The sequence below is a fragment of the Ensifer sp. GW101-20A05 genome, from assembly GCF_059424735.1.
Window position 1 is genome coordinate 92,215 of sequence record NZ_JBWKZT010000016.1, and the last position, 19,483, is coordinate 111,697.

At 62.2% G+C, this 19,483-nt stretch carries 16 protein-coding genes; all 16 read right to left on the reverse strand.

Annotated features, from left to right (window positions below):
• Window position 1: 1 nt before the first annotated feature.
• Window positions 2-727, reverse strand: a complete 726-nt coding sequence (locus AC070A_RS28575) for an amino acid ABC transporter ATP-binding protein (RefSeq protein WP_057251712.1) — start codon at window positions 725-727, stop codon at window positions 2-4.
• The gene (locus AC070A_RS28580; protein WP_492383730.1) at window positions 705-1,364 is read right to left on the reverse strand and encodes an amino acid ABC transporter permease; all 660 of its coding nucleotides are present in this window, start codon (window positions 1,362-1,364) and stop codon (window positions 705-707) included. The genes AC070A_RS28575 and AC070A_RS28580 overlap by 23 nt, the downstream gene beginning before the upstream one ends.
• Window positions 1,361-2,032 (reverse strand): amino acid ABC transporter permease, encoded by a 672-nt coding sequence (locus tag AC070A_RS28585; RefSeq protein ID WP_057251714.1) that lies wholly within the window; start codon window positions 2,030-2,032, stop codon window positions 1,361-1,363. The genes AC070A_RS28580 and AC070A_RS28585 overlap by 4 nt, the downstream gene beginning before the upstream one ends.
• Window positions 2,033-2,105: 73 nt before the next feature.
• Window positions 2,106-2,891 carry a transporter substrate-binding domain-containing protein gene (locus AC070A_RS28590; RefSeq protein WP_057251715.1) on the reverse strand — a complete coding sequence of 262 codons (786 nt, stop codon included), beginning with the start codon at window positions 2,889-2,891 and terminating at the stop codon, window positions 2,106-2,108.
• 4 nt (window positions 2,892-2,895) lie between these two features.
• The gene (locus tag AC070A_RS28595) at window positions 2,896-3,645 is read right to left on the reverse strand and encodes a GntR family transcriptional regulator (RefSeq protein ID WP_058328119.1); all 750 of its coding nucleotides are present in this window, start codon (window positions 3,643-3,645) and stop codon (window positions 2,896-2,898) included.
• Between the two features lie 336 nt (window positions 3,646-3,981).
• Window positions 3,982-5,994 (reverse strand): beta-galactosidase, encoded by a 2,013-nt coding sequence (locus tag AC070A_RS28600; RefSeq protein WP_057252092.1) that lies wholly within the window; start codon window positions 5,992-5,994, stop codon window positions 3,982-3,984.
• 126 nt (window positions 5,995-6,120) lie between these two features.
• Window positions 6,121-7,155: a LacI family DNA-binding transcriptional regulator gene (locus tag AC070A_RS28605; protein WP_113479781.1), complete on the reverse strand. Its 1,035-nt coding sequence runs from the start codon at window positions 7,153-7,155 to the stop codon at window positions 6,121-6,123.
• Between the two features lie 29 nt (window positions 7,156-7,184).
• On the reverse strand, window positions 7,185-8,891 hold the full coding sequence (locus AC070A_RS28610; RefSeq protein WP_113479782.1) for an MGH1-like glycoside hydrolase domain-containing protein: 1,707 nt from the start codon (window positions 8,889-8,891) through the stop codon (window positions 7,185-7,187).
• Between the two features lie 4 nt (window positions 8,892-8,895).
• Window positions 8,896-9,708: a carbohydrate ABC transporter permease gene (locus tag AC070A_RS28615; protein ID WP_058322613.1), complete on the reverse strand. Its 813-nt coding sequence runs from the start codon at window positions 9,706-9,708 to the stop codon at window positions 8,896-8,898.
• On the reverse strand, window positions 9,701-10,657 hold the full coding sequence (locus tag AC070A_RS28620; RefSeq protein ID WP_113479783.1) for a carbohydrate ABC transporter permease: 957 nt from the start codon (window positions 10,655-10,657) through the stop codon (window positions 9,701-9,703). Before AC070A_RS28620 ends, AC070A_RS28615 begins: the two co-directional genes overlap by 8 nt.
• A gap of 19 nt (window positions 10,658-10,676) precedes the next feature.
• Window positions 10,677-11,906 carry an ABC transporter substrate-binding protein gene (locus AC070A_RS28625; RefSeq protein ID WP_113479784.1) on the reverse strand — a complete coding sequence of 410 codons (1,230 nt, stop codon included), beginning with the start codon at window positions 11,904-11,906 and terminating at the stop codon, window positions 10,677-10,679.
• A gap of 20 nt (window positions 11,907-11,926) precedes the next feature.
• Complete coding sequence (locus AC070A_RS28630; RefSeq protein WP_113479785.1) at window positions 11,927-13,075, reverse strand: sn-glycerol-3-phosphate ABC transporter ATP-binding protein UgpC; 1,149 nt, start codon at window positions 13,073-13,075, stop codon at window positions 11,927-11,929.
• 195 nt (window positions 13,076-13,270) lie between these two features.
• Window positions 13,271-16,303, reverse strand: a complete 3,033-nt coding sequence (locus tag AC070A_RS28635) for an aminotransferase class III-fold pyridoxal phosphate-dependent enzyme (RefSeq protein WP_492383731.1) — start codon at window positions 16,301-16,303, stop codon at window positions 13,271-13,273.
• A 13-nt stretch (window positions 16,304-16,316) separates the two neighbouring features.
• Entirely contained in the window at window positions 16,317-16,979 is a 663-nt protein-coding gene (locus AC070A_RS28640; RefSeq protein ID WP_162764876.1) for an SDR family oxidoreductase, read from the reverse strand.
• Window positions 16,980-16,989: 10 nt separating this feature from the next.
• Window positions 16,990-18,645: an amino acid ABC transporter permease gene (locus AC070A_RS28645; protein ID WP_112995137.1), complete on the reverse strand. Its 1,656-nt coding sequence runs from the start codon at window positions 18,643-18,645 to the stop codon at window positions 16,990-16,992.
• A gap of 80 nt (window positions 18,646-18,725) precedes the next feature.
• The gene (locus tag AC070A_RS28650; RefSeq protein ID WP_057251726.1) at window positions 18,726-19,472 is read right to left on the reverse strand and encodes a transporter substrate-binding domain-containing protein; all 747 of its coding nucleotides are present in this window, start codon (window positions 19,470-19,472) and stop codon (window positions 18,726-18,728) included.
• Window positions 19,473-19,483: the final 11 nt, after the last annotated feature.

Below are 19,483 nucleotides of genomic sequence, written 5' to 3' on the forward strand. Positions count from 1 at the left end.
CTCAATGGAGGCCGAGAAACTGTTTCAGTTCCGGTGTCTGCGGACGGGCGAAAACCTCTTCCGGCGGCCCGACTTCGTGGACACGGCCCTGATGCATGAACACGACCCGCGAGCAGACGTCGCGTGCGAATTTCATCTCATGCGTCACCATTAGCAGCGTCATGCCCTCGGCGGCAAGTTCGCGCACAACCGCCAGGACTTCCGAGACCAGCTCCGGGTCCAGCGCCGAGGTGATCTCGTCACAAAGCAGCGCGATCGGCTGCATGGCAAGCGCGCGTGCAATTGCCACGCGCTGCTGCTGCCCGCCTGAAAGCTCGTCGGGATAGGCGTCGAACTTGTGTGCGAGGCCGACGCGCTCCAGCATCTTGCGGGCGATCGCCTCCGCCTCTGGCTTCGGCGTCTTTTTCACGACCGTCTGCGACAGCATAACGTTGCCACCGACCGTCTGATGAGGAAAAAGATTGAACTGTTGAAAGATCATTCCGACCTTCAACCGCAGCGCCTTCAGATGCACCTCGTCGTCCAGGAGCTGCGCACCCGCAACTGAAATCGAGCCTCTGTTGATCGTCTCAAGGCCATTGATACAGCGAAGCAGCGTCGATTTACCCGAACCGCTCTTGCCAATGATGGCAATGACTTCGCCTGACGCGACATCAAGATTGATGCCTTTCAACACTTCCGTCGCGCCATAACTCTTGCGGACTTCAGTGATTTCGATGAGCGACATTGAGCTTCCTTTCGAGGATCTGGCTGCTCTTCGACAGGGGCCAGCAGAGCGCGAAATAGATGAGGGCCACGAGGCCGTAGACGGTGAAGGGCTGGAAGGTGGCGTTGGTGACGACAGTGCCGGCCTTCGACAGTTCGACAAAGCCGATGATCGAGGTCAGCGCGGTACCCTTTATGACCTGCACCGAAAAGCCGACGGTCGGCGGAACGGCGACTTTCATCGCCTGCGGCAGGATGACGTAACGCATCTGTTGCAGCCAGCCCATGCCGAGGCTGCCGGAGGCCTCCCATTGCCCCTTGGCGACCGCCTCGACACAACCGCGCCAGATTTCGCCCAGGAAGGCCGCGGTCCAGAGGACCAGCGCCAATCCGGCAGCAAGCCAGGCCGGTACGTCGATGCCAAATAGGCCAAGCCCGAAGAAGGCGATGAAGAGCTGCATCAGGAGCGGCGTGCCCTGAAACAGCTCAATGTAACATTTGGCGAGCGATCGCAGCGATTTGCGTTTGCTGATGCGCAGGAAAAGCAAAGCGAGCCCGACGATGCCACCGCCCAGGAAAGAGACGAGCGAAAGGACGACCGTCCAGCGAGTTGCGAGCAGCAGGTTGCGCAAAATATCCCAAAGGGTGAACTCGATCATCGCGCGGTCCTCCGTGGGAAAATGAACCCGCCGATGATCGCCAGCGCTTGGCGAAGCAAGATCGCCAACGCGAGGTAAATGATCGTGGAAACGATGTAAGCCTCGAATGCGCGGAAAGTTCTCGACTGGATGAAATTGGCGGCGAAGGTCAGGTCTTCGGCAGCGATCTGCGACACGACGGCGGAGCCGAGCATGACGATGACCACTTGGGATGACAGGGCGGGCCAGATGCGCTGAAGCGACGGCACCAGAATGACATGTCGAAAGGTCTCGAAGCGAGTCATGGCGAGACTGGCGCCAGCTTCAAACTGGCCCCTTGGCGTCGCCTGAATGCCGGCTCGAATAATCTCGCAACTATAGGCCCCGAGATTGACGATCATGGCGATATTGGCGGCTTGCAATTCGCTGAGCTGCAGGCCCAACGATGGGAGGCCGAAGAAGACGAAGAAAAGCTGGATCAGGAATGGCGTGTTGCGGATCAGCTCGACATAGGCTGCGACCACCGGCTTTAGCCAGGCCGGACCAAGCGCCCTCACCCAGGCGCAGCAGATTCCGAGCGAAATACCGGCGACTGCGCCAACCGCGATCAGTTCAGCGGTGATGCCTATCCCTTTGCCAATCTGAGGATAATATTCGAGCAGCCAGCCAAATTCGAAATGGTAATTCAAGATGCACCCCTGGTTTGACGAACATCCAGTGGCGCCGTCCCGCACTGCGGCGAGACGGCGCGGCGACGGTTGATCAGAGATCTGTCGGCAGGTCGGTGCCGAGCCACTTCTGCGCAATGGCGTTCAGCGAGCCGTCGGCCTTGGCGGCGGCGATGATGCCATTGACCTTTTCGAGAAGGGCGGGTTGCTCCTTGCTGAGCCCGATATAGCAGGGCGAGTTCTTGATAAGGAACTTCAGCTCCGGACGCTTCGGTGGGTTCTTGGCGAGAATGGCAGCGGCCACCACGTTGCCGGTTGCAACCGCCTCGACCTGCCCGGACAGGAAGGCAGAGATGGTGCCGTTGTTGTCTTCATAACGCTTGATGACGGTATCGGCCGGCACGATCTTGGTCAGTTCCAGGTCTTCGACCGCGCCGCGCGTGACGCCTACGACCTTGCCTGTAAGTTCCTCCGGCTTGGTGACCCCGAGTTCCGCGGGCGCGAACACGCCATTGAAGAAGGGGGCATAGGCGGCGGAGAAATCGATGACCTTTTCCCGATCTGGATTTTTGCCGAGGCTCGAAATCACCAGGTCGACCTTGTTTGTCTGCAGATAGGGAATCCGGTTCGCGCTAGTGACCGGTACCAGCTCGACCTTCACGCCGAGCTTGTCGCCGATCAGATTGGCCATGTCGACGTCATAGCCCATTGGCGCCATGTCCGTGCCAACGCTACCAAAAGGCGGAAAATCCTGGGGAACGGCAACGCGAAGCGTGCCGCGGGACGTGATATCGCCAAGCGCGTCGGCGTGGGAAACCGAGCCGAAGCCGATGGTGGCGGCCATCGCCGCCATGGCTATGAACAGTCGTCTTGCGAGCATTGGGTCATTCTCCTTTTTGGGTTCGCGGTGTTTTGCTGCGTGACGTCCTTGACGGCGGGGTCACGGTCTGGGGAGGAAGCGCGAGCGACCGCCGGAGGTCGGCCAGGGGATCGGGGTGTTGCGTCAGGTCCAGCCCGGTCTCCACCTCGTCCAGGTGCTCGACGGAAAGCGCGGCTGCTTTCGAAAAATCCCCTTGCTCCATCGCTTCGACGATGCGGCAATGCCCGAGGTGGGATTGCACGGCGTGAAAATCCGACTGATAGAGCATCGAGATCAGAATGGTTCTGGCCGTGAGATCGCGAAGGATCTCGATGAGAACGGCGTTATCCGCCAATTCGGCCACACGAATATGGAAATCGCCCATCAGGCAGGTGAGGCGCTGGCGATCGCCGGCTTCGATCGCCGCTTTCTCTTCGGCAAGGTGGGCATGCAGCCTGTCGCGGCCGCTCTCCGCCAGCCGCCGCATGCTGCGCAGCAGCCCAGCTTCGATGACGCGTCGCGCGCCGTAGACCATCGTCGCCTCTTCGGCAGACGGTTCCGCGACGAACCAGCCTCTACGCGGGCTGACATGAACGATGCAGCGTGTCTCGAGGCGCATCATCGCTTCGCGCACACGAGTCCGCGACACGCCGAAGAGAGAGGCCAGTTGGTTCTCGCTGAGCCGTGTGCCGGGCTTTATGCGGCCCGAGAGGATGCCGGAGACGATGGCCTTCTCGATCGGATTATGGAACGTCGGTGCTGCTCTATCTTGCATACAAGACAGGAATGCAAAGCCTGTGCCAGTCTCATATACCCGCGTCTTCAAAGGCTTGCGGGAGATCCGTTCTCATCTTTCGCCTATCCGGATGCAGTCAGCTCGCTTTCTGGGCACCGTTTTTCAGGCAGCAGATATCGGCGCGCCACCCACGTCCGGTCGGAGCGAGCATTCTCCTCTGCGCTGGCTGCCACTCATCGCATCCTCAGGTCGAAGCCGACCCGGACGTGAGTCTCGCGCCAAAACAGGCCATCGTCGCCACACCGCGCACCCGGATCTATGCACGGCGTGACGAGCGAGATCGGTTGGAAAGCGGGTCTGTTGCCCGCTTCCCTATCACTCCGTCCAGATCGCGACGTCGACCGGATCGAGCCTGCGGCCGCCGACATGGAAGGTCGCACCGGCCGCTGCCGGCACGTCGACGGCCGTCTTGCCGTAGTTGAAGGCGAAGGTAAGCTTGCCGCGACGGGTGATGCGCAGATCGCCGAGATCTGCGAGCGCCTCGACCGAAGCCCAACCAAGCGCATCGCCGATCACCTTGCTCAAGAATTCACCGCGTGCCGCGGTTGCCAGATACCGCGCCTTGTCGTTGCCGACTAGCGCCGGGGCACCATTGCGGTAGTCACCCTCGAAGGTCGCAAGCACGCTCTCTCTGGTCCTGACCGTCTCGCGCCAGACGCCAGCCGGGTAAGTCTCGTTGCCGTAAAGCACGCTCTCGGCATGAAACTCCGGAAGCGACTCGACGCGCGCGACGCTGACGTCGATCAGCGAGGCGAGCGGCCCTGGCGGCAAGCCTTCGGGAATGTGCATATCCTCGGTCTTGCTTCCACTGCGCGGTCCGAACAGAACCTTGGCGCCGGAAGCGGCTAGGTTCTGAACGAACGCCTGATCCGGAATTACGAGGTCGGGCGCCAGCACCAACTGGTAGCCCTCGAGATCCGAGTGCTGGCCGATGATGTCGACGTCGACGCCGAAGCGAGCGACGGTCGAGTACCAGTCGAGCGCGATCTGCGACGCCAGATAGGTGCGGCCCTGCGGCAGCGCCCGGGTCGCCCAGCGCGAATTATAGTCGAGCAGGATCGCGAGCTTGGCCTTCTCGCGGCGCTCGCCCTTCGGCAGCCGCTTCATCTCCTCGGCGACCTGCGCAACTTCGAGATATCCCTGGTCCGCCTCGCTGTTCGGCAAGAGCAGTCCGGCATGGAACTGTTCCTGCGCAAACGGCACCTGGCGCCAGCGGAAATAGGAAACCATGTCGACGCCATGGGCATAGGCGAGCCAGGTCCAGAGCCGGACCATGCCGTCGGCCGGCGACTGGTTGTGCGAAGCCCAGTTCACCGGACCCGGCTGCTGCTCCATCACCCAGACGCGACCGTTGCCGACGGCGCGGTAGAGGTCGTGGTTGAAGGCCGGCTGATCCGGATCGCCGACGCGGAGGTAACGGCCCTTGTCTTCGGAGGAGAGACGGCCGTTGAGCAGTCCACCCATCGGATAGACGTCCCACGACGCGATATCGATGTCCTCGCCGACCTTGTAGTGATCGAAATCGGTATTTTGCGACATGAAATTGTGCGTCACCGGACGGCCCGGCGAGTGTTTGCGGATGATGTCGACCTGCGCCTTGTTGAAGCTCTTCACCTGGTCGGAGGAGAAGCGGATATAGTCGACGATATGAGTCGGGCTCGGCTCTTCCACAAGATTGTTGGGAAGTTCGACCTCGTCGAAGCTCAGATAGTTCATTGCCCAGAATGCCGTGCCCCAAGCCCGGTTCAGTTCCTCGACCGTGCCGTAGCGCTCAGCCAGCCATTCGCGGAAGGCGCGCAGCGCCTCGTCGGAATAGCTGTAGATCGTGTCGTGGTCGCCATATTCGTTATCCGTCTGCCAGGCGTGCACGAAGGCATTATCGCCGTAGCGCTCGGCCATGGCTTGCGAGATGCGCGCCGCTTCGATGCGGTAGCGGCGGCTGGAAAAGCAGTAGTGACGGCGGGCACCGAACTTGCGCACCACGCCCTTGACGTCGACGGGCAGGATGTCGGGGTAGCGATCGATCAGCCACTTCGGCGGTGCTGCCGTCGGGGTTCCGAGGATCACCTTGAGGCCAGCATTTCCGAGCACCTCGATCGCTTCGTCGAGCCATTCCCAATGGAACTCGCCCGACCTCGGCTCGATCTTCGCCCAGGCGAATTCGCCGATGCGCACCCAGGCAAGCCCGAGCTCGACCATGCGGCGCGCGTCCTCTTCCCACTTCGCGCGCGGCCACTGCTCCGGATAGTAGCAGACGCCGAGTTCCAGCATGTCCGTCTGCTGCTCTTTGGCGTTGAAGCGGTTCGATCTCGTCAGGGGCATGTGCACGGGTCCGGTCCTTCGTCATTTCATTCGGCCGGTTGGTTCCAGCCTCGGGTTTTGTCTGTCTCGTCTTGAATATAAACGTTTATATTCAAGAACATGAAAGGGCGCCCTAATCGGGCGAAAAGTTCGTCAACGGTTCGGGTTCAAGCGATCGTCGCAGCGTTCGATGAGGTTTGGCATCAGGAGCGTCTGCAGCGCCTCCGGCGGCTCGCCCTCCATGCGCCTCAGGATATAGGCACCGAGCAGGCTGCTCGGTTCGCTGATCGGCAGGTAATAGGTGGTGATCGGCGGCGCGAAATACTGGCTGACATTGAGGTCGTCGGTGGCATTGATCACCGCATCACGCCCATGCACCAGACCGCGCTCATGGAAGCCGGAGAAGGCACCGAGCGCCGAGGCTTCATTGGCGCAGATATAGGCGGTCGGCGCATTGCTGAGCTCCGACATCGTCAGCACGTTTTCGCGGCCGAAGGCGGGCGTCAGCCGGCCGTGGGCAACGAGGGCCGGATCGTAGGGCAGGCCAGCGACTTCAAGGGCACGCTTGTAAGCTTCGAGCCGGGTGATGCCATAGCTCAATTCCGAGAGCGGGTTGAGCAGTGCGATACGGCGATGGCCGCGCTCGACCAGCCGCGCCATCGACACCCGGATCATCTGCTCGTTGTCGGCATCGACATAGGCATGCGGCGCGTTGTGGATGCTGGTGCCGTAGGTGACGAAAGGAAAGTCCGCCGCCTGCATGGTGCGGATGCGCGGGTCGTCGGCGCGAGTGCCCGAAATGATGATGCCGTCGGCCTTCTTCAGCGACACGATCTGCTTGATGACCGCCTGACTTTCCTCGAAATTGCGAACGGCATAGAGCGAAACGCGATAGGGGCTGTCTTCCAGCGCCCAGGAAATGCCGCTCAGGAGCTGGGCGTATTCGACGCCTTCCCATTCGTTCTGTTTCGGGCCCGGCGCCGTCATGATCGCGGCGACCTGGTAGGTCTTGCCGGTGCGCAACTGTACGCCATGCATGTTCAGTTCGTAGCCGACGCGTTCAGCCGCCTCGATCACGATCGCGCGCGTCTCCGGGCGAACCTGAGGCGAATGCTTCAGGGCCTTGGACACGGTGGCGATGGAAAGCCCCGTCTCCAGCGCGATGGTCTTGATCGTCGGTCTCTGCATGGCGTCTCTGCTCGTCACGGGTTGCTAGATCACGATGATTTGGGTCGGCTGAGCGATGCCGCCAGCTGAAGATAGACTGCGGATGTCCAGGCGAATGCCCGATCGCGAAGGCCCCTCCCCGAGCGCGCATCGAAGTTTTCGGCCATACCGCTTTTGCTGGCAAGTGAACAGAACTTTTCCGCGACTTCATGCGCAAGTTCAATCTGCCCTTGCCGGCGAAGACCGTCCCAGAGAAGCAGCGTGGTCGGCGCCCAGATCGGCCCGCGCCAATAGCCGTCGTCCTCGTAGAAGGAACTGAGCGGGCTCTCTGTCGCCGGTCCCCATTCGGTGATGAAGCCGCCAGCAACGAGTCTTGCAACGAGCTTCTCGCGCATCTCAGGCACCAGTCGCGCGCCCAAGAGCAGCGGCATGAACTGAATGAGGTTTTCTCCCGGCAGGATCCGCTCCGGATCCGCGGCGAGCCGCGCGCCAAAAGTCTCGCCGGTCCACAGACGTTCGAACAGCAGGGTCTGCAGCTCATCCGCCTTGCGGCGCCACATCGCCTGACGCTCCGCGTCTTCCTCCAGCAGGTTCGCGAGCGTCTCGCAGGCGAGGACCAGGAAAACCGGCAGGTCCGGCGAGATCACCGGGCCGCCTTCGGCAAAGAAGGTGGCGTTGTCCCAGCCGCTGTCGTTGCCGTGGAAATAGGACGGCAGGCTCGCCGCATCCTTGCGGCCATGAGTCAGCCAGTAGTCGACCTGGCGGCCGATGGCATCGCGCAGGTAAGACTTGCGCTCTGCCGTGAGGAAAGACGGGTCGGCAGCCGAAATCAACGATACCGCCCAGCCGTGCACAGGCGGCTTGGTAAAAGCGAAGAGCACGTCGCGGTCGTTGATGTAGTCCGGCAACAGGCCGGAGGCGTCCTGATGGTCGAAGATCGCGGCGAATTGGTCGAAGGCGAGATCCTGATCGAAGGCCGCAACGCCGAGGGCGGAAAAGGCGTTGTCCCAGCTCCAGATGTTGATCATGTGGTTTTTGGACATGTAGATCGCCGGCCGCGTCAGCGCGCCGCCTACGGGCACGCCGTTTGCCCAGAGCAGATAGCTTGCGAGACGATGCGCCTCGTCCTGGCCGGAAACGCCTGTCGGAACGCGCGCGTGCCATTCGGCAAATTCGGCCGCAGCACCTGAAAGAGCCTCGGCGAAACGGCCGGGCCGATCGACTGGCGGGACCGTGCGGAAGAAATCGACATTGCCCTCGAAGGCTCCCGCGCTGGAGAAGGCGAAGGACACGTCTTCGGAATGATCGCGCTGCCAGGCGCCGGTGACCTTCAGCTCGCCAGCAATCGCCCGCGGGATCAACTTGACGTTTTCGACCGCGGCAACGAGGCAATCCTCGCCCTTCGGCGTGCGATAGACGTAGTCATAGCGCGAGCCCTCGAGATGGAAGCGCACGCCGGCCTTCCTGCCGGCGATGTGCAGCCTTTCCCCTTCGCCGATGACGAAGGTGACTTCGCCGTCGCCGACGCGGGCATCGAGCCGCTCAGGGGAAAGCACGAGCACAGGCGTCACCGTTTCGCCTGCCGCATCGAGGAATTCGACGCGGCAAAGGCGTCCGAGCGACGGCCGTTCGTCGCCGCCGGCAACGTGGCGAAGATAGAGCGCGCGCTCACCGTCGCGGCCGGGGACACGCATCATCGAGAGCGTCAGGAATCGGCCCCTGCGGCTGAAGGGCACGTATTCGATATCGAACAGCATGGCGTTATCCCTTCACCGACGAGCCGACCGCGCCATCCATGATGTAGCGCTGGGCGACGAAGAAGAGCGCGAGCGGCGGCAGGCAGAGAATGACGGTGATCGCGGCGATCGAGGTCACGTCCACCTCGTGCAGGCCCTTGAACATCGAAAGGCCGAGCGTCAGCGTGTATTTCGACTGGTCGTTGAGGAAGATCAACGGGCCGAGATAGTCGTTCCAGGCATTCATGAAGTGGAAGGTGCCGACCAGCACCAGCGCCGGCATCATCAGCGGCAGATGGATGCGCCAATAGATGTCGAAGGCGTTGGCGCCGTCCATGCGCGCGGCCTCGTCGATCTCCATCGGCACGGTCATGATGTACTGGCGAAGCAGGAAGACGAAGAAGGCGTCGGCGAAATAGGCGGGCACGATCAAGGGCTTCAGGGTGTTGATCCAGCCGAGCAGGTTGAACTCCATGTAGAGCGGGATCATCTTCACGTCCCACGGGATCATCATCGTCGCCAGCAGCAGGATGAACAGCGGATCGCGACCGGGAAAGCGGAAGCGGGCAAAACCATAGGCAACCAGTGACGACGAAATCAGCTGGCCGATCGTCGACAGCACAACCACGATCAGCGAGTTGGTGAGATAGGTGCCGAAGGGCTGCTTGTTCCAGGCGGCGGCAAAGTTCTCCCAATGCCATTCGGACGGCCAGAAGACCGGCGGGAACTGGTAGAGCTCGGCGGTGCTTTTGATCGCCGTCATGAAGGTCCAGTAGAACGGCGCGATGAACAGCGCCGAGAGCAGGATGAGCGCGGAATAGAGCAGCGTCTTACGCATTGTTCTCTCCATCGTTCTGGCGGACTTCGCCTTCGTAATAGACCCAGGCGGCCGACCAGCGCATGACGCCGAGGCTGAGCATGAGCACGATGATGAACATCACCCAGGAGCCGGCAGCGGCGTAGCCCATGTCGAAATACTTGAAGGCGTTGTCGTAGATGTACATGGCGAAGAAATAGGTGGAGCCAAGCGGTCCGCCCTTGGTCAAAAGCAGCGCGATCGTCAGCTGCTGGAAGGCGGAGATGATCGAGGTGATGAAGGTGAAGAGCAGCATCGGCCCAAGCATCGGCAGGGTGATGAACACCATCTGCGCCCAGCCGGGAACGCCCGAGACAGTCGCCGCCTCATAGAGTTCCTTTGGGATCGCCTTGAGACCGGTCAAGAGGATCAGCATCGTGCCGCCAAGGCCCCAGAGACTGGCGATGATGATGGCGACGATCGCAAGGTTCGGATCGCCGAGCCAGTTCGGACCGTCAATGCCGACGAAGGACAGCATGAAATTCAGAAGGCCGTATTCCCTGCTGTAGATCCAGCTCCAGATCGTCACCAAGGCGACGCCGGAAATGACGCTCGGCAGGTAGAAGGCGGTGCGGAAGAAGCCGCTCGCGAAGGTGATGTGATGCAGCATCAGCGCCAAAAGGAACGACATGACGATGTTGAACGGCACGTAGATCGCCGCAAACTTCACCGTGATCCACAGGCTCTCCCAGAACTGCGGGTCCTCGAACAGCATGGAACGATAGTTTTCGAGCCCGACGAACGTGCGTTCACCGACGACCGGCCAGTCGTAGAAGCTCATCGTCAGCGAGAAGACGAGCGGGCCGAGCGTGAAGAACAGGAACCCGAGAACCCACGGGGAGATGAACAGATAGGGTGCTGCATAGCGCGCGATGGCGGAGCGCTTGCGCCTTGCCACCTTTGGCTCTGCACCGGCATAGGTCATATCCATCTCCCCGTACTCCCTTTTCTTACTTCATCAGCCGCTTCGAGCGGTTGACCGCATCATCGAGATGCTGCTTGGCATTGCCCTGGTCGATCATCGTCGCTTCGATGGCGCGGGCGAGATTGTCCTGGACCTTGCCCCAGTTGGCGTTCTTCAGGAACGCATGGGTCTCGGTGTTCGAGGTGGCGAGAATGTCGAAGAAGGGCTTGTAAATCGGGTCTTTGGTCATGCCCTTTTCTTCTGCCACGCTGGTGCGCACCGGCAGGTCGTTGACGCGCATGGCGACGGCTTCCGGCGAAGAGAAGAACTTGACGAATTCCCAGGCGAGATTCGGATGGGCCGCGTCCTTGGCGATCGAGATCGCCGAGACGCCGAGCGCGGAATGCGCGGTCTTGTCGCCGAACTTCGGCAGTGGTGCCACGCCATACTTGACGCCGGAAGCATCGATGCCGGACTTCGACCACATGGCGCTCTGGAACATCGCGATCTTGCCGCCCTTAAAGAGCGTGCTGCCTGACGTGTCGTCGCCGAGGTTCAGCGTGATCGCTTCCTGCTTCTTGGCCATGTCGCCGAACATGTCGAGCACCTGAGCGGCGGCATCGCTGTTCATGTAGCCGTCGATCTTCTTGCCGTCGTCGGAGATGTATTTGGTACCGTTCGACCAGAGGAACTGCTCGAAGTCATAGGGATCGGGCTTGGCGTCGACGGCAAAGCCATAGACCTTGTTCGGCTCGTCGCGGAATTTGGCTGCCTTGGCGCGCAGGTCGTCCCAGGTCCAGCCGTCCTTCGGCTCCTCGACGCCGGCCTTGGCGAACATGTCCTTGTTGTAGAAGACAACCTGAGTAGTGAAGCCCGACGGCATGCCGTAGGTCTTGCCCTCGACACGAACAGTGTTCATCAGGCCCTTGGGGAAATCGTCGGGCTTGAGCTCGGCCGCGTCCTTGGCGATCAGGTCGTCAAGCGGCTTCAGCGACGTGTAATACTGCGGGAAGTTCCACATATACATGACGTCAGGCGGGTTGCCGGCACCGAAGGCGGCGATCAGCTTCTGATCGTAACCATCGGCATAGGGCTCGACCTGCACCTTCACGCCCGGGTGCTTTTCCTCGAACTTCTTGGCGATTTCCTGCTGGATCGCCAGGCTTTCGTCCGTGTCCCAGGTCGCAAAGCGCAAGGTCTCTTCCGCGCGGGCCGTGGCGGTTCCGGCCATTGCCAGAACCATCAGCGAGCCGATGATCGACTTCCTGTTGAGCATGCTTCTCCTCCTCATTCGGGTCACGCGACCCGCTTTGCCTTTTCCTGATTGATGAGCGCCTGCGTCTCGGCATCGAGCCTGCGCGCGACCGCCTGGCCGTCGCCGTCGAACAGATGGCAATGTTCTGCCGGCAGGCGCAGGTGCACGCGCTCGCGGGCGGAAACCGGATGCGTGCCGCGGACGACAGCGGTCATGTCGCCGCCGTTCTCAAGGCTGATATGGACGTGGCTTTCGGTGCCTAGCCGCTCGACCAGGCGCACGTCGCCGACGAGATGGCTTTCTTCGGCCGAGACCAGCTCGATCTTGTCGGGGCGAATGCCGAGCGTGACGGATTTGGCTTTGGCAATCGGGGCTGCGGCCAGCATCTCGAGCTTGAGCGGATGGGCGAGACCGCCGCCGTTGAGCGTCACCGATGTATCGACCTGCCCGGTCACTTCGGTCGTGACGAAGTTCATGCGCGGCGAACCGATGAAGCCGGCAACGAACAGATTGGCCGGCTGGTAGAAGAGTTCGAGCGGCGTACCGAACTGGCTGACCTTGCCCTTGTCGAGCACCACGACACGATCAGACAGCGTCATCGCCTCGACCTGGTCGTGGGTCACGTAGATCATCGTCACGCCGAGACGTTCATGCAGTGCCGCAAGCTCGACGCGCATGGTGACGCGCAAGCCGGCATCGAGGTTCGACAACGGCTCGTCGAGCAGGAACAGCTTCGGCTCGCGCACGATGGCGCGGCCGATCGCCACGCGCTGGCGCTGACCGCCGGAAAGCTGGCGCGGCTTGCGGGCAAGCAGCTCCTTGATGCGCAGGATGTCGGCGGCATTGTCGACGCGGCGGTCGATCTCGTCGCGCTTCATGCCGTTCAGCGCCAGGCCGAAGGACAGGTTCTTGCGCACGTTCATGTGCGGGTAGAGCGCATAGTTCTGGAAGACCATGGCGATGTCGCGCTTGGCCGAGGAAACATCGGTGATGTCGCGCTCGCCGAGGCGGATGGAGCCGCTATCAAGATCCTCGAGCCCGGCGATGGAGCGCAGCAGCGTGCTCTTGCCGCAGCCGGACGGGCCGAGGAAGCACACGAACTCGCCGTCGGCGATATCGAGGTTGATACCCTTCAAGACTTCGAGCGAACCAAAGCCTTTGCGCAAATTTTCGATACGGATCGCTGCCAACGGGCCCTCCCTGCCGGCAAGCGCTTAGCAGAGGCCAGCGGCACGAGCTTTGCGCTTAGTTAAACGTTTATATGCACGATAAAAACGTTTAACTTTCTTGTAAAGCGGAAAATCGCAGCGATCCTATTTTGCTGTTGAAGGCCGAAGGCAATGGCAAAACGGCCGCCCGGAGGCGGCCGTTTTTGGCTTTCTATCTCAGACGCTTAGACGCCCCAGCGTTTCATCGAGCGCATTGAGGAAGCAGTCGCAATCCTCGGCGCTGAAGGGTGCTGGCGGCTTCACCTTCAGCACATTGTGGTGCGGCCCCTCGCTGCTGAGCAGGATTCGGTGCTTGCGCTTCATCTCGGCAATGACGAAATCGAGTTCGCGGGCTGCCGGCTCCAGCGTCTCGCGGTCGCGCACCAGTTCGATGCCGTTGAAGAGGCCATGGCCCCTGACGTCGCCGATGATCGCGTGTTTGCTGGCGAGCGCCCGCGCACCGTCCATCAGCCGGTCGCCGACGACGCGGCAATGGTGCATCAGCCGCTCGTCGCGGATGACGTCGAGCACGGCAAGGCCGATTTCGGCCGAAACCGGATTGCCGCCGAAGGTGTTGAAGTACTCCATGCCGTTGGCGAAGGAAGCCGCGATCGCCTCTGTCGTGACGACGGCCGCCATCGGGTGGCCGTTACCGATCGGCTTGCCCATGGTGACGATGTCAGGCACGACGCCCTGCAGCTCGTGCGCCCACATATGACTGCCGACACGGCCAAAACCGACCTGCACCTCGTCGGCGAGGCAGAGACCGCCGACCGCGCGCACATGTGCATAGGCTTCCCGGAGATAGCCTTCCGGCAGCGATAGCTGCCCGCCGGTTCCGAGAATGCCCTCGCTGAAGAACAGTGCAGGGCGACGACCATCGGCCGCAAGTGCTGCCACCTGGTTGCGCACGTCCTCGGCATATTTCCTGCCCGCGTGCTCATCACCGTAGCGGTAACGCCCGCGATAAAGGTCGGGCATCTCGGCGACCTTCACATGCGCCGCCTGCCCTTCCCCGCCCTTGCCGGCAAACTTGTAGGGGCTGACGTCGATCAGGCTCGACAGATGGCCGTGATAGGCATGATCAACGGTGATGATGTCGCGGTTGCCGGTGTAGGCGCGCGCCAGGCGGATGGCGAGATCGTTCGCTTCGCTGCCGGAATTGACGAAGAAGCAGACGTCCAAGGGCTCCGGGAACTGCGCCGCAAGCCGGCGGGAATATTCGACCAGCGCATCGTGCAGATAGCGCGAATTTGTGTTGAGCCGCCGCATCTGCGTCTGCGCCGCCTTGACGACACGCGGGTGGCAATGGCCGACGTGGCAGACATTGTTGACCATGTCGAGCCAGCGCGTGCCGTCCTCATCGATCAGGTGCGCGCCCTCGCCGCCAACGATCTTCAGAGGTGCTGAGCTATAGGCGAGACTGAGCGACCGGCCGATACGGCGATGACGCTCGCGCACCAGGAATTCCTTGTCGCGCGACACGATCACCGAGACTGGCACGGAGAGGCCAAGCACCGCGCTCGGGTCCGGGCTCACTTCGCGCCACACCTGCCACTGGTCGCGCACGCCGACGCCATGCATTTGACCGCCGAGGCCGAGATGATCGGTGACGATCTGGAAATGCAGATGCGGCGCCCAGTTGCCATTTTCCTCGGCCGCGCCGAAGGCGGCGAAGACCTCGCCCTTGGCGATCGCCTGCCCCACGGAGAGCTTGGCGACGTTTTCGCGTGAAAGGTGGCCGTAGAGCGTCCAGAAGCAGACACCACCATCGATCTCATGCTCGAGCAGCACGGTCGGGCCGAAACCGTAGGGGACGGCGTCATCGTGAATGAAGGCGACCTTGCCGGCAAAGGGTGCCGAAACCGGCTCGCCCGCCGGCGCGAAGATGTCGACGCCGAGATGTACCGAGCGACGCGCGCCTTCGACCGACGTCTGATAAGCCTCACCCTGATAGATGCCCCGGTCTTCGCCATAAAGACCGATGCCAAAGTCCGCACGCTCGCCGCCGATCTGCGCGGCTATGCGCGCTTCGGCTTCTGCTGCATCAAGGCTCGCCCATTGCGGGGCCTCCGGGCCGGATGCGGAGAAGTCGAACACTGCGACCTTCGGCTTGGCGACGTCAGGACGTACGATCGGCGCAAAATCGTGCGCGTTCTTCTCGAGCCAACGGACGACCGCGGCCGCATGCGCAATCGGTGCCAAACCGCAGGCATCGCGGATGCGCGCGATGGCGATCGAACGGTTCTCGCCTTGGAGGCGGTTCAATTCGCGCCAGACATCCTCCTGGCTGACGAGTAGATAGGTGTTTTCAGGATTGTCGCGGATCTGCTTGGCCGCCATGCACATGCTGACGGCGTAGCGTGTGAGCACGAGATCGAAGACCAGTTCGACTTCGGTTTCACTCAGCGGATTGACGTGATGATAGGCTCCCGCGAGTGCCGCAATGGTCCCGACCGGATCTGCGGATCCAATCAGCGCGTAGGCCGACGCGACGGCGATTTCGATCACGCGCCAGGTCTCGACCATGTCGCCGAAGTTGAGCAGGCCGCTGACCTGGCCCTGGCTGTCGAGCAGTACGTTGTAGTCGTTGGCGTCGTTGTGAATGACCTGCATCGGGCAGGTCGCCAGGCGCGGCAGCACTACCGAGGCGAAGCGGTCGAGGATCGCATCCACCGCGTCGCGCTTGTGGGCATCGCCGATCAGTTCCACGTGCTTGCGGTGCATGTCCGCCCGGCCGATGTCCCAGGCATAGAGACGCTTGGCGCCGGCATGGGCAAAATCTTCGAGGTTGCGGTCGAGCGCGCCGAGCAGACGGCCGAGGCTTTCCGCGCTCGCCGCGTCTCGCAACGGCGCCTTCGCCCATATATCGCCGGGAAGCCACGAGAGGAGACGCGCGGTGCGCGGGCCGCGAAGCTCGATCCTGCTGGTGACGGCGTCGGAACGATCGCGAAACGCGCGTGAGACCGACAGATCGGATGCCTTGGCGGCGAGATGTTCCAGCACCGCCACCTGCATGTCGAGCTCGTCGGCATCGCCGGCCGCGTGCAGCTTCAGCAGAAACTCGCGGCCATCGCTGGCCGAAACCCGGTAGTTGAGATCGTGTTCGCCCGGCAGTGGCGAAAGGCTTGCCTCGATGCCGTAGGTCTCACGTAGCCAGGCACGGATGGTCGCCAGTTCCTGCGCGGTTCTCAAATCTCTCTCTGCCATTTTCTTTGTCCTGTCACCACGAAACCTGCCGCCCGTCATAGGCGCGGAAACTGCCGCTAGCGGCCATATCTGCCTTGTCGATGATCGCCTTCAGTCCGGTCGCGCTGGCCGCGACCGAAACGACGGCGTCGCTGCCGCCCATATCCGTCTGCACCCAGCCGGGGTGCAGAGAGAGCACGGAAATCCCGTCGCCCTTCAGATCCTGCGCGAGCTTGACCGTCGCCATGTTCAGCGCCGCCTTAGAGCAGCGATAGGCATAGTCGCCGTCATCGTCGTCAAGCGTGCCTTCGGCGAGTGAGCCGGCGCGGCTGCTGATATTGGCGACGACCCGACGCTCTCCATCCTTAAGGCTGGCAAGAAGCGCCCGCGTCACCAGAAGCGGCGCCAGCGCGTTGACGCGCATGACAGTGAGAAAGTCGTCCGTCTCAAGCGTTGGAAGGCCGCCCGTGTCGCCGCGCACGGCGGCATTGTTGATCAGCACGTCGATCGCCACGCCCTGAAGCGCCCGTCCAACAGCCTCGATCGAGGCGGGGTCGGCGACATCCAGGTGAAACCGATCCGTTTCGTCCGTGCGCGGAATGGACCCCCGCGCACAGCCGAGAACGCGCCAGCCGTCCTCGGCATAGATCCGCGCCAGTTCTGCCCCGAGCCCGCGGGAAGCGCCTGTAATCAGCACGGTGCGATGTCTAGCGGTGCTTGATGTCATATTTCCGCTCGATCATGTTGACGAGGCTGGCCGCCGCCAGCGTCAGGAAGATGTAGAAGATTGCAGCCGAGTTATAGGGTGCGAACGGCAGGAAGCTCGCCGACTGGAACTCGCGCATGCGTTGGGTGATGTCGCGGATCGACAGGATCGACAGCAGCGACGTGTCCTTGAGGATCGCGATCAGTTCGTTGCCGAGCGGCGGAATGATGATGCGGAAGGCCTGCGGCAGCACGACGAGGCGTGCCGTCTGCCAGCGGTTGAGGCCGATGCTGCGCGCCGCCTCGACCTGACCGACGGGAATGGCATTGATGCCTGAGCGGAAGATTTCGGCGAGATAGGCCGAGTAGGCAAGCGCCATGGCGACGATGCCGCGCATCAGGTTCGGCGGGTCGAGCACGCCTTGGGTCGCATCCTTGAGCGCGCCGCTCAAGGGCAGGCCGACATAGAGCACGATCACCAGCATGGGGATGCCGCGGATCGTATCCACGATGAATTCCGAACCGATCGCCAGCGGATGGCGCTGATGCAGGTAGCCGCCGAAGGTGAGCAGGCCAAGAATGATGGCAAGCACGGCAACGGTGACACCCGCTGCCCGATCGCGATCGTTCAGTGCTTCGGTCTTCCAGAGCACGGGCATGTCGGCTGGTGCGGAGGCTGCCGGCAGCAATGCCGCCGAAACGCCTTCGCCCTTGGCGATCGAGGCAAGTGCCTCGGTCGGGCCGACAAAGGTGCGCACCGGGGTCTCCGATTGCGGCGCGCCGTCATACTGGCCGAAACGCACGGCGCTGATCAGGCCCGCCGGCGTGTTGGTGACGATGCCTACCTTACCGTCAAGCGTGCCGGCGAGCACATAAGGATCTCGCGGCTGTAGCAGGAACCAGCCGGCGGCCAGCGCCAGCACCAGCGTGGCAATGGCGAAGTAGAGGCTGGTCCTGACCGTGGACCGGAGCTGCAACAGCCCGACCCAGACGAGACCCATGAGCGCTGCCAGAATGTAGGCCGCGATCGCCGCACGGATGGTGGTCGCGACGCCCGCGGCAAATGCGATATGGGCGAAGAAGAAGACGAAGACCAGACCCGCACCGTTGACAATACCGAGGATCCAGCGGGCAAGGCGCCGCACCCGGTCGTCAGGCGCTGAGCCTGAACGTTTGCTCAGGAAGAAAAGGCCGAGGCCGATCACGGTAACCGCGAAATAAAGTGGGAACAGCCACGCTTCGACGCCACGCACCATCAGATCGGCCGCCTCGGTCAATTGCCGTGGCGTCACGCCCTTGGCGATCAGTGTCGACTTGAACGGATCGACGCCGTTGGCAACAACGGATGCGACGAAGGGATGGATGTTGTGGCCGATGACGAGGACGGCCGCCGCGGCAAGATTGAGCACGGCTGCGACATTGGCCAGTCGCGGACGCGGCGCCTTGGCGCGCGAGAAAACGAGCAATGCGATCCCTGACGCAAACGCGATCGCCAGCGCCAGAAAGCCCGGCACGAAGGCCGACGAACCGTTCTCGACGCCGAGGATCGCTCTCAGCGAGCGTTGGTAGTCGCCGGAGGAAATGAAGAGATAGATGATGAAGGGCAGCGCGGTCAGGATGATGAGATTGCTCGGACGCACGCTTCTCAGGAACGACATTCATTCCTCCGGGGGCATAGTAGACAGACGGAAGACCCGGAGTGCGAGCACGCGCTCCGGGTCCGATCGGCATTGTGAGCTTACTTGAGGCCCCAGTATTTGTTGACGAGCTGGTCGAGCGTGCCGTCGTCCTTGATCATCTTCAGGCCCTCATTGAAGGCCGCGACGTTTTCATCGCCCTTACGGAAGACGAGACCGAGCGGGTCGGATTCGAGGTCCTTGATCGCGACGACGAGCTCCCCGGCGAATTCGCGTTCGTAGGCGGCCGCATTGGCGCCGTTGATGACGACGCCGTCGACGTCCTTGTTCTTGAGCGCGATGATCGCGGCGCTGAAGGTATCGTAGGCGGCGACGTTCTCCTTGCCGACGACACCCTCGGCAACCTGGGCATCTGTCGTGTTCGCCTGGGCGGACAGCTTTCTGCCGGCGTCCTTGAAGCGGTCGAGCGTGATGCCCTGGTCTTCAACGCGCATCAGCACCGCCTGGCTGTTGACGATGTAGGGGTCGGAAAAATCCATCGCCTTCTTGCGTTCCTCGGTGATCGAGACACCCGACGCGACGAGGTCGAAGCTGCCCTGGTCGAGGGCTGCGAAGATGCCGTCCCAGCCGGTCGTGACGAATTCGGCCTGGCAGTTGATCTTGGCGCAGACGGCGTTGACCACATCGACATCGAAGCCGACGACCTGTCCGGTCGCCGGATCGATGCTCTCCATCGGCGGCGAGGTCGTGTCGGAGCCGACCTTCAGCAGTTTGCCGCCGAGATCGGCAGCGTGCGACACGCTCGAAGCAAGGGCTGCTACAGCCAGGGCAATCATCAGTTTTTTCATGGTTCTCCTCC

Coding starts and splice junctions, on each gene's coding strand:
- AC070A_RS28605 (WP_113479781.1), bottom strand. CDS start 7,155: ATGCAGAGACCGACGATCAAGACCATCGCGCTGGAGACGGGGCTTTCC.
- AC070A_RS28650 (WP_057251726.1), bottom strand. CDS start 19,472: ATGAAAAAACTGATGATTGCCCTGGCTGTAGCAGCCCTTGCTTCGAGC.
- AC070A_RS28610 (WP_113479782.1), bottom strand. CDS start 8,891: ATGCTGTTCGATATCGAATACGTGCCCTTCAGCCGCAGGGGCCGATTC.
- AC070A_RS28590 (WP_057251715.1), bottom strand. CDS start 2,891: ATGCTCGCAAGACGACTGTTCATAGCCATGGCGGCGATGGCCGCCACC.
- AC070A_RS28620 (WP_113479783.1), bottom strand. CDS start 10,657: ATGGATATGACCTATGCCGGTGCAGAGCCAAAGGTGGCAAGGCGCAAG.
- AC070A_RS28595 (WP_058328119.1), bottom strand. CDS start 3,645: ATGCAAGATAGAGCAGCACCGACGTTCCATAATCCGATCGAGAAGGCC.
- AC070A_RS28575 (WP_057251712.1), bottom strand. CDS start 727: ATGTCGCTCATCGAAATCACTGAAGTCCGCAAGAGTTATGGCGCGACG.
- AC070A_RS28635 (WP_492383731.1), bottom strand. CDS start 16,303: ATGGCAGAGAGAGATTTGAGAACCGCGCAGGAACTGGCGACCATCCGT.
- AC070A_RS28625 (WP_113479784.1), bottom strand. CDS start 11,906: ATGCTCAACAGGAAGTCGATCATCGGCTCGCTGATGGTTCTGGCAATG.
- AC070A_RS28580 (WP_492383730.1), bottom strand. CDS start 1,364: ATGATCGAGTTCACCCTTTGGGATATTTTGCGCAACCTGCTGCTCGCA.
- AC070A_RS28615 (WP_058322613.1), bottom strand. CDS start 9,708: ATGCGTAAGACGCTGCTCTATTCCGCGCTCATCCTGCTCTCGGCGCTG.
- AC070A_RS28645 (WP_112995137.1), bottom strand. CDS start 18,645: ATGTCGTTCCTGAGAAGCGTGCGTCCGAGCAATCTCATCATCCTGACC.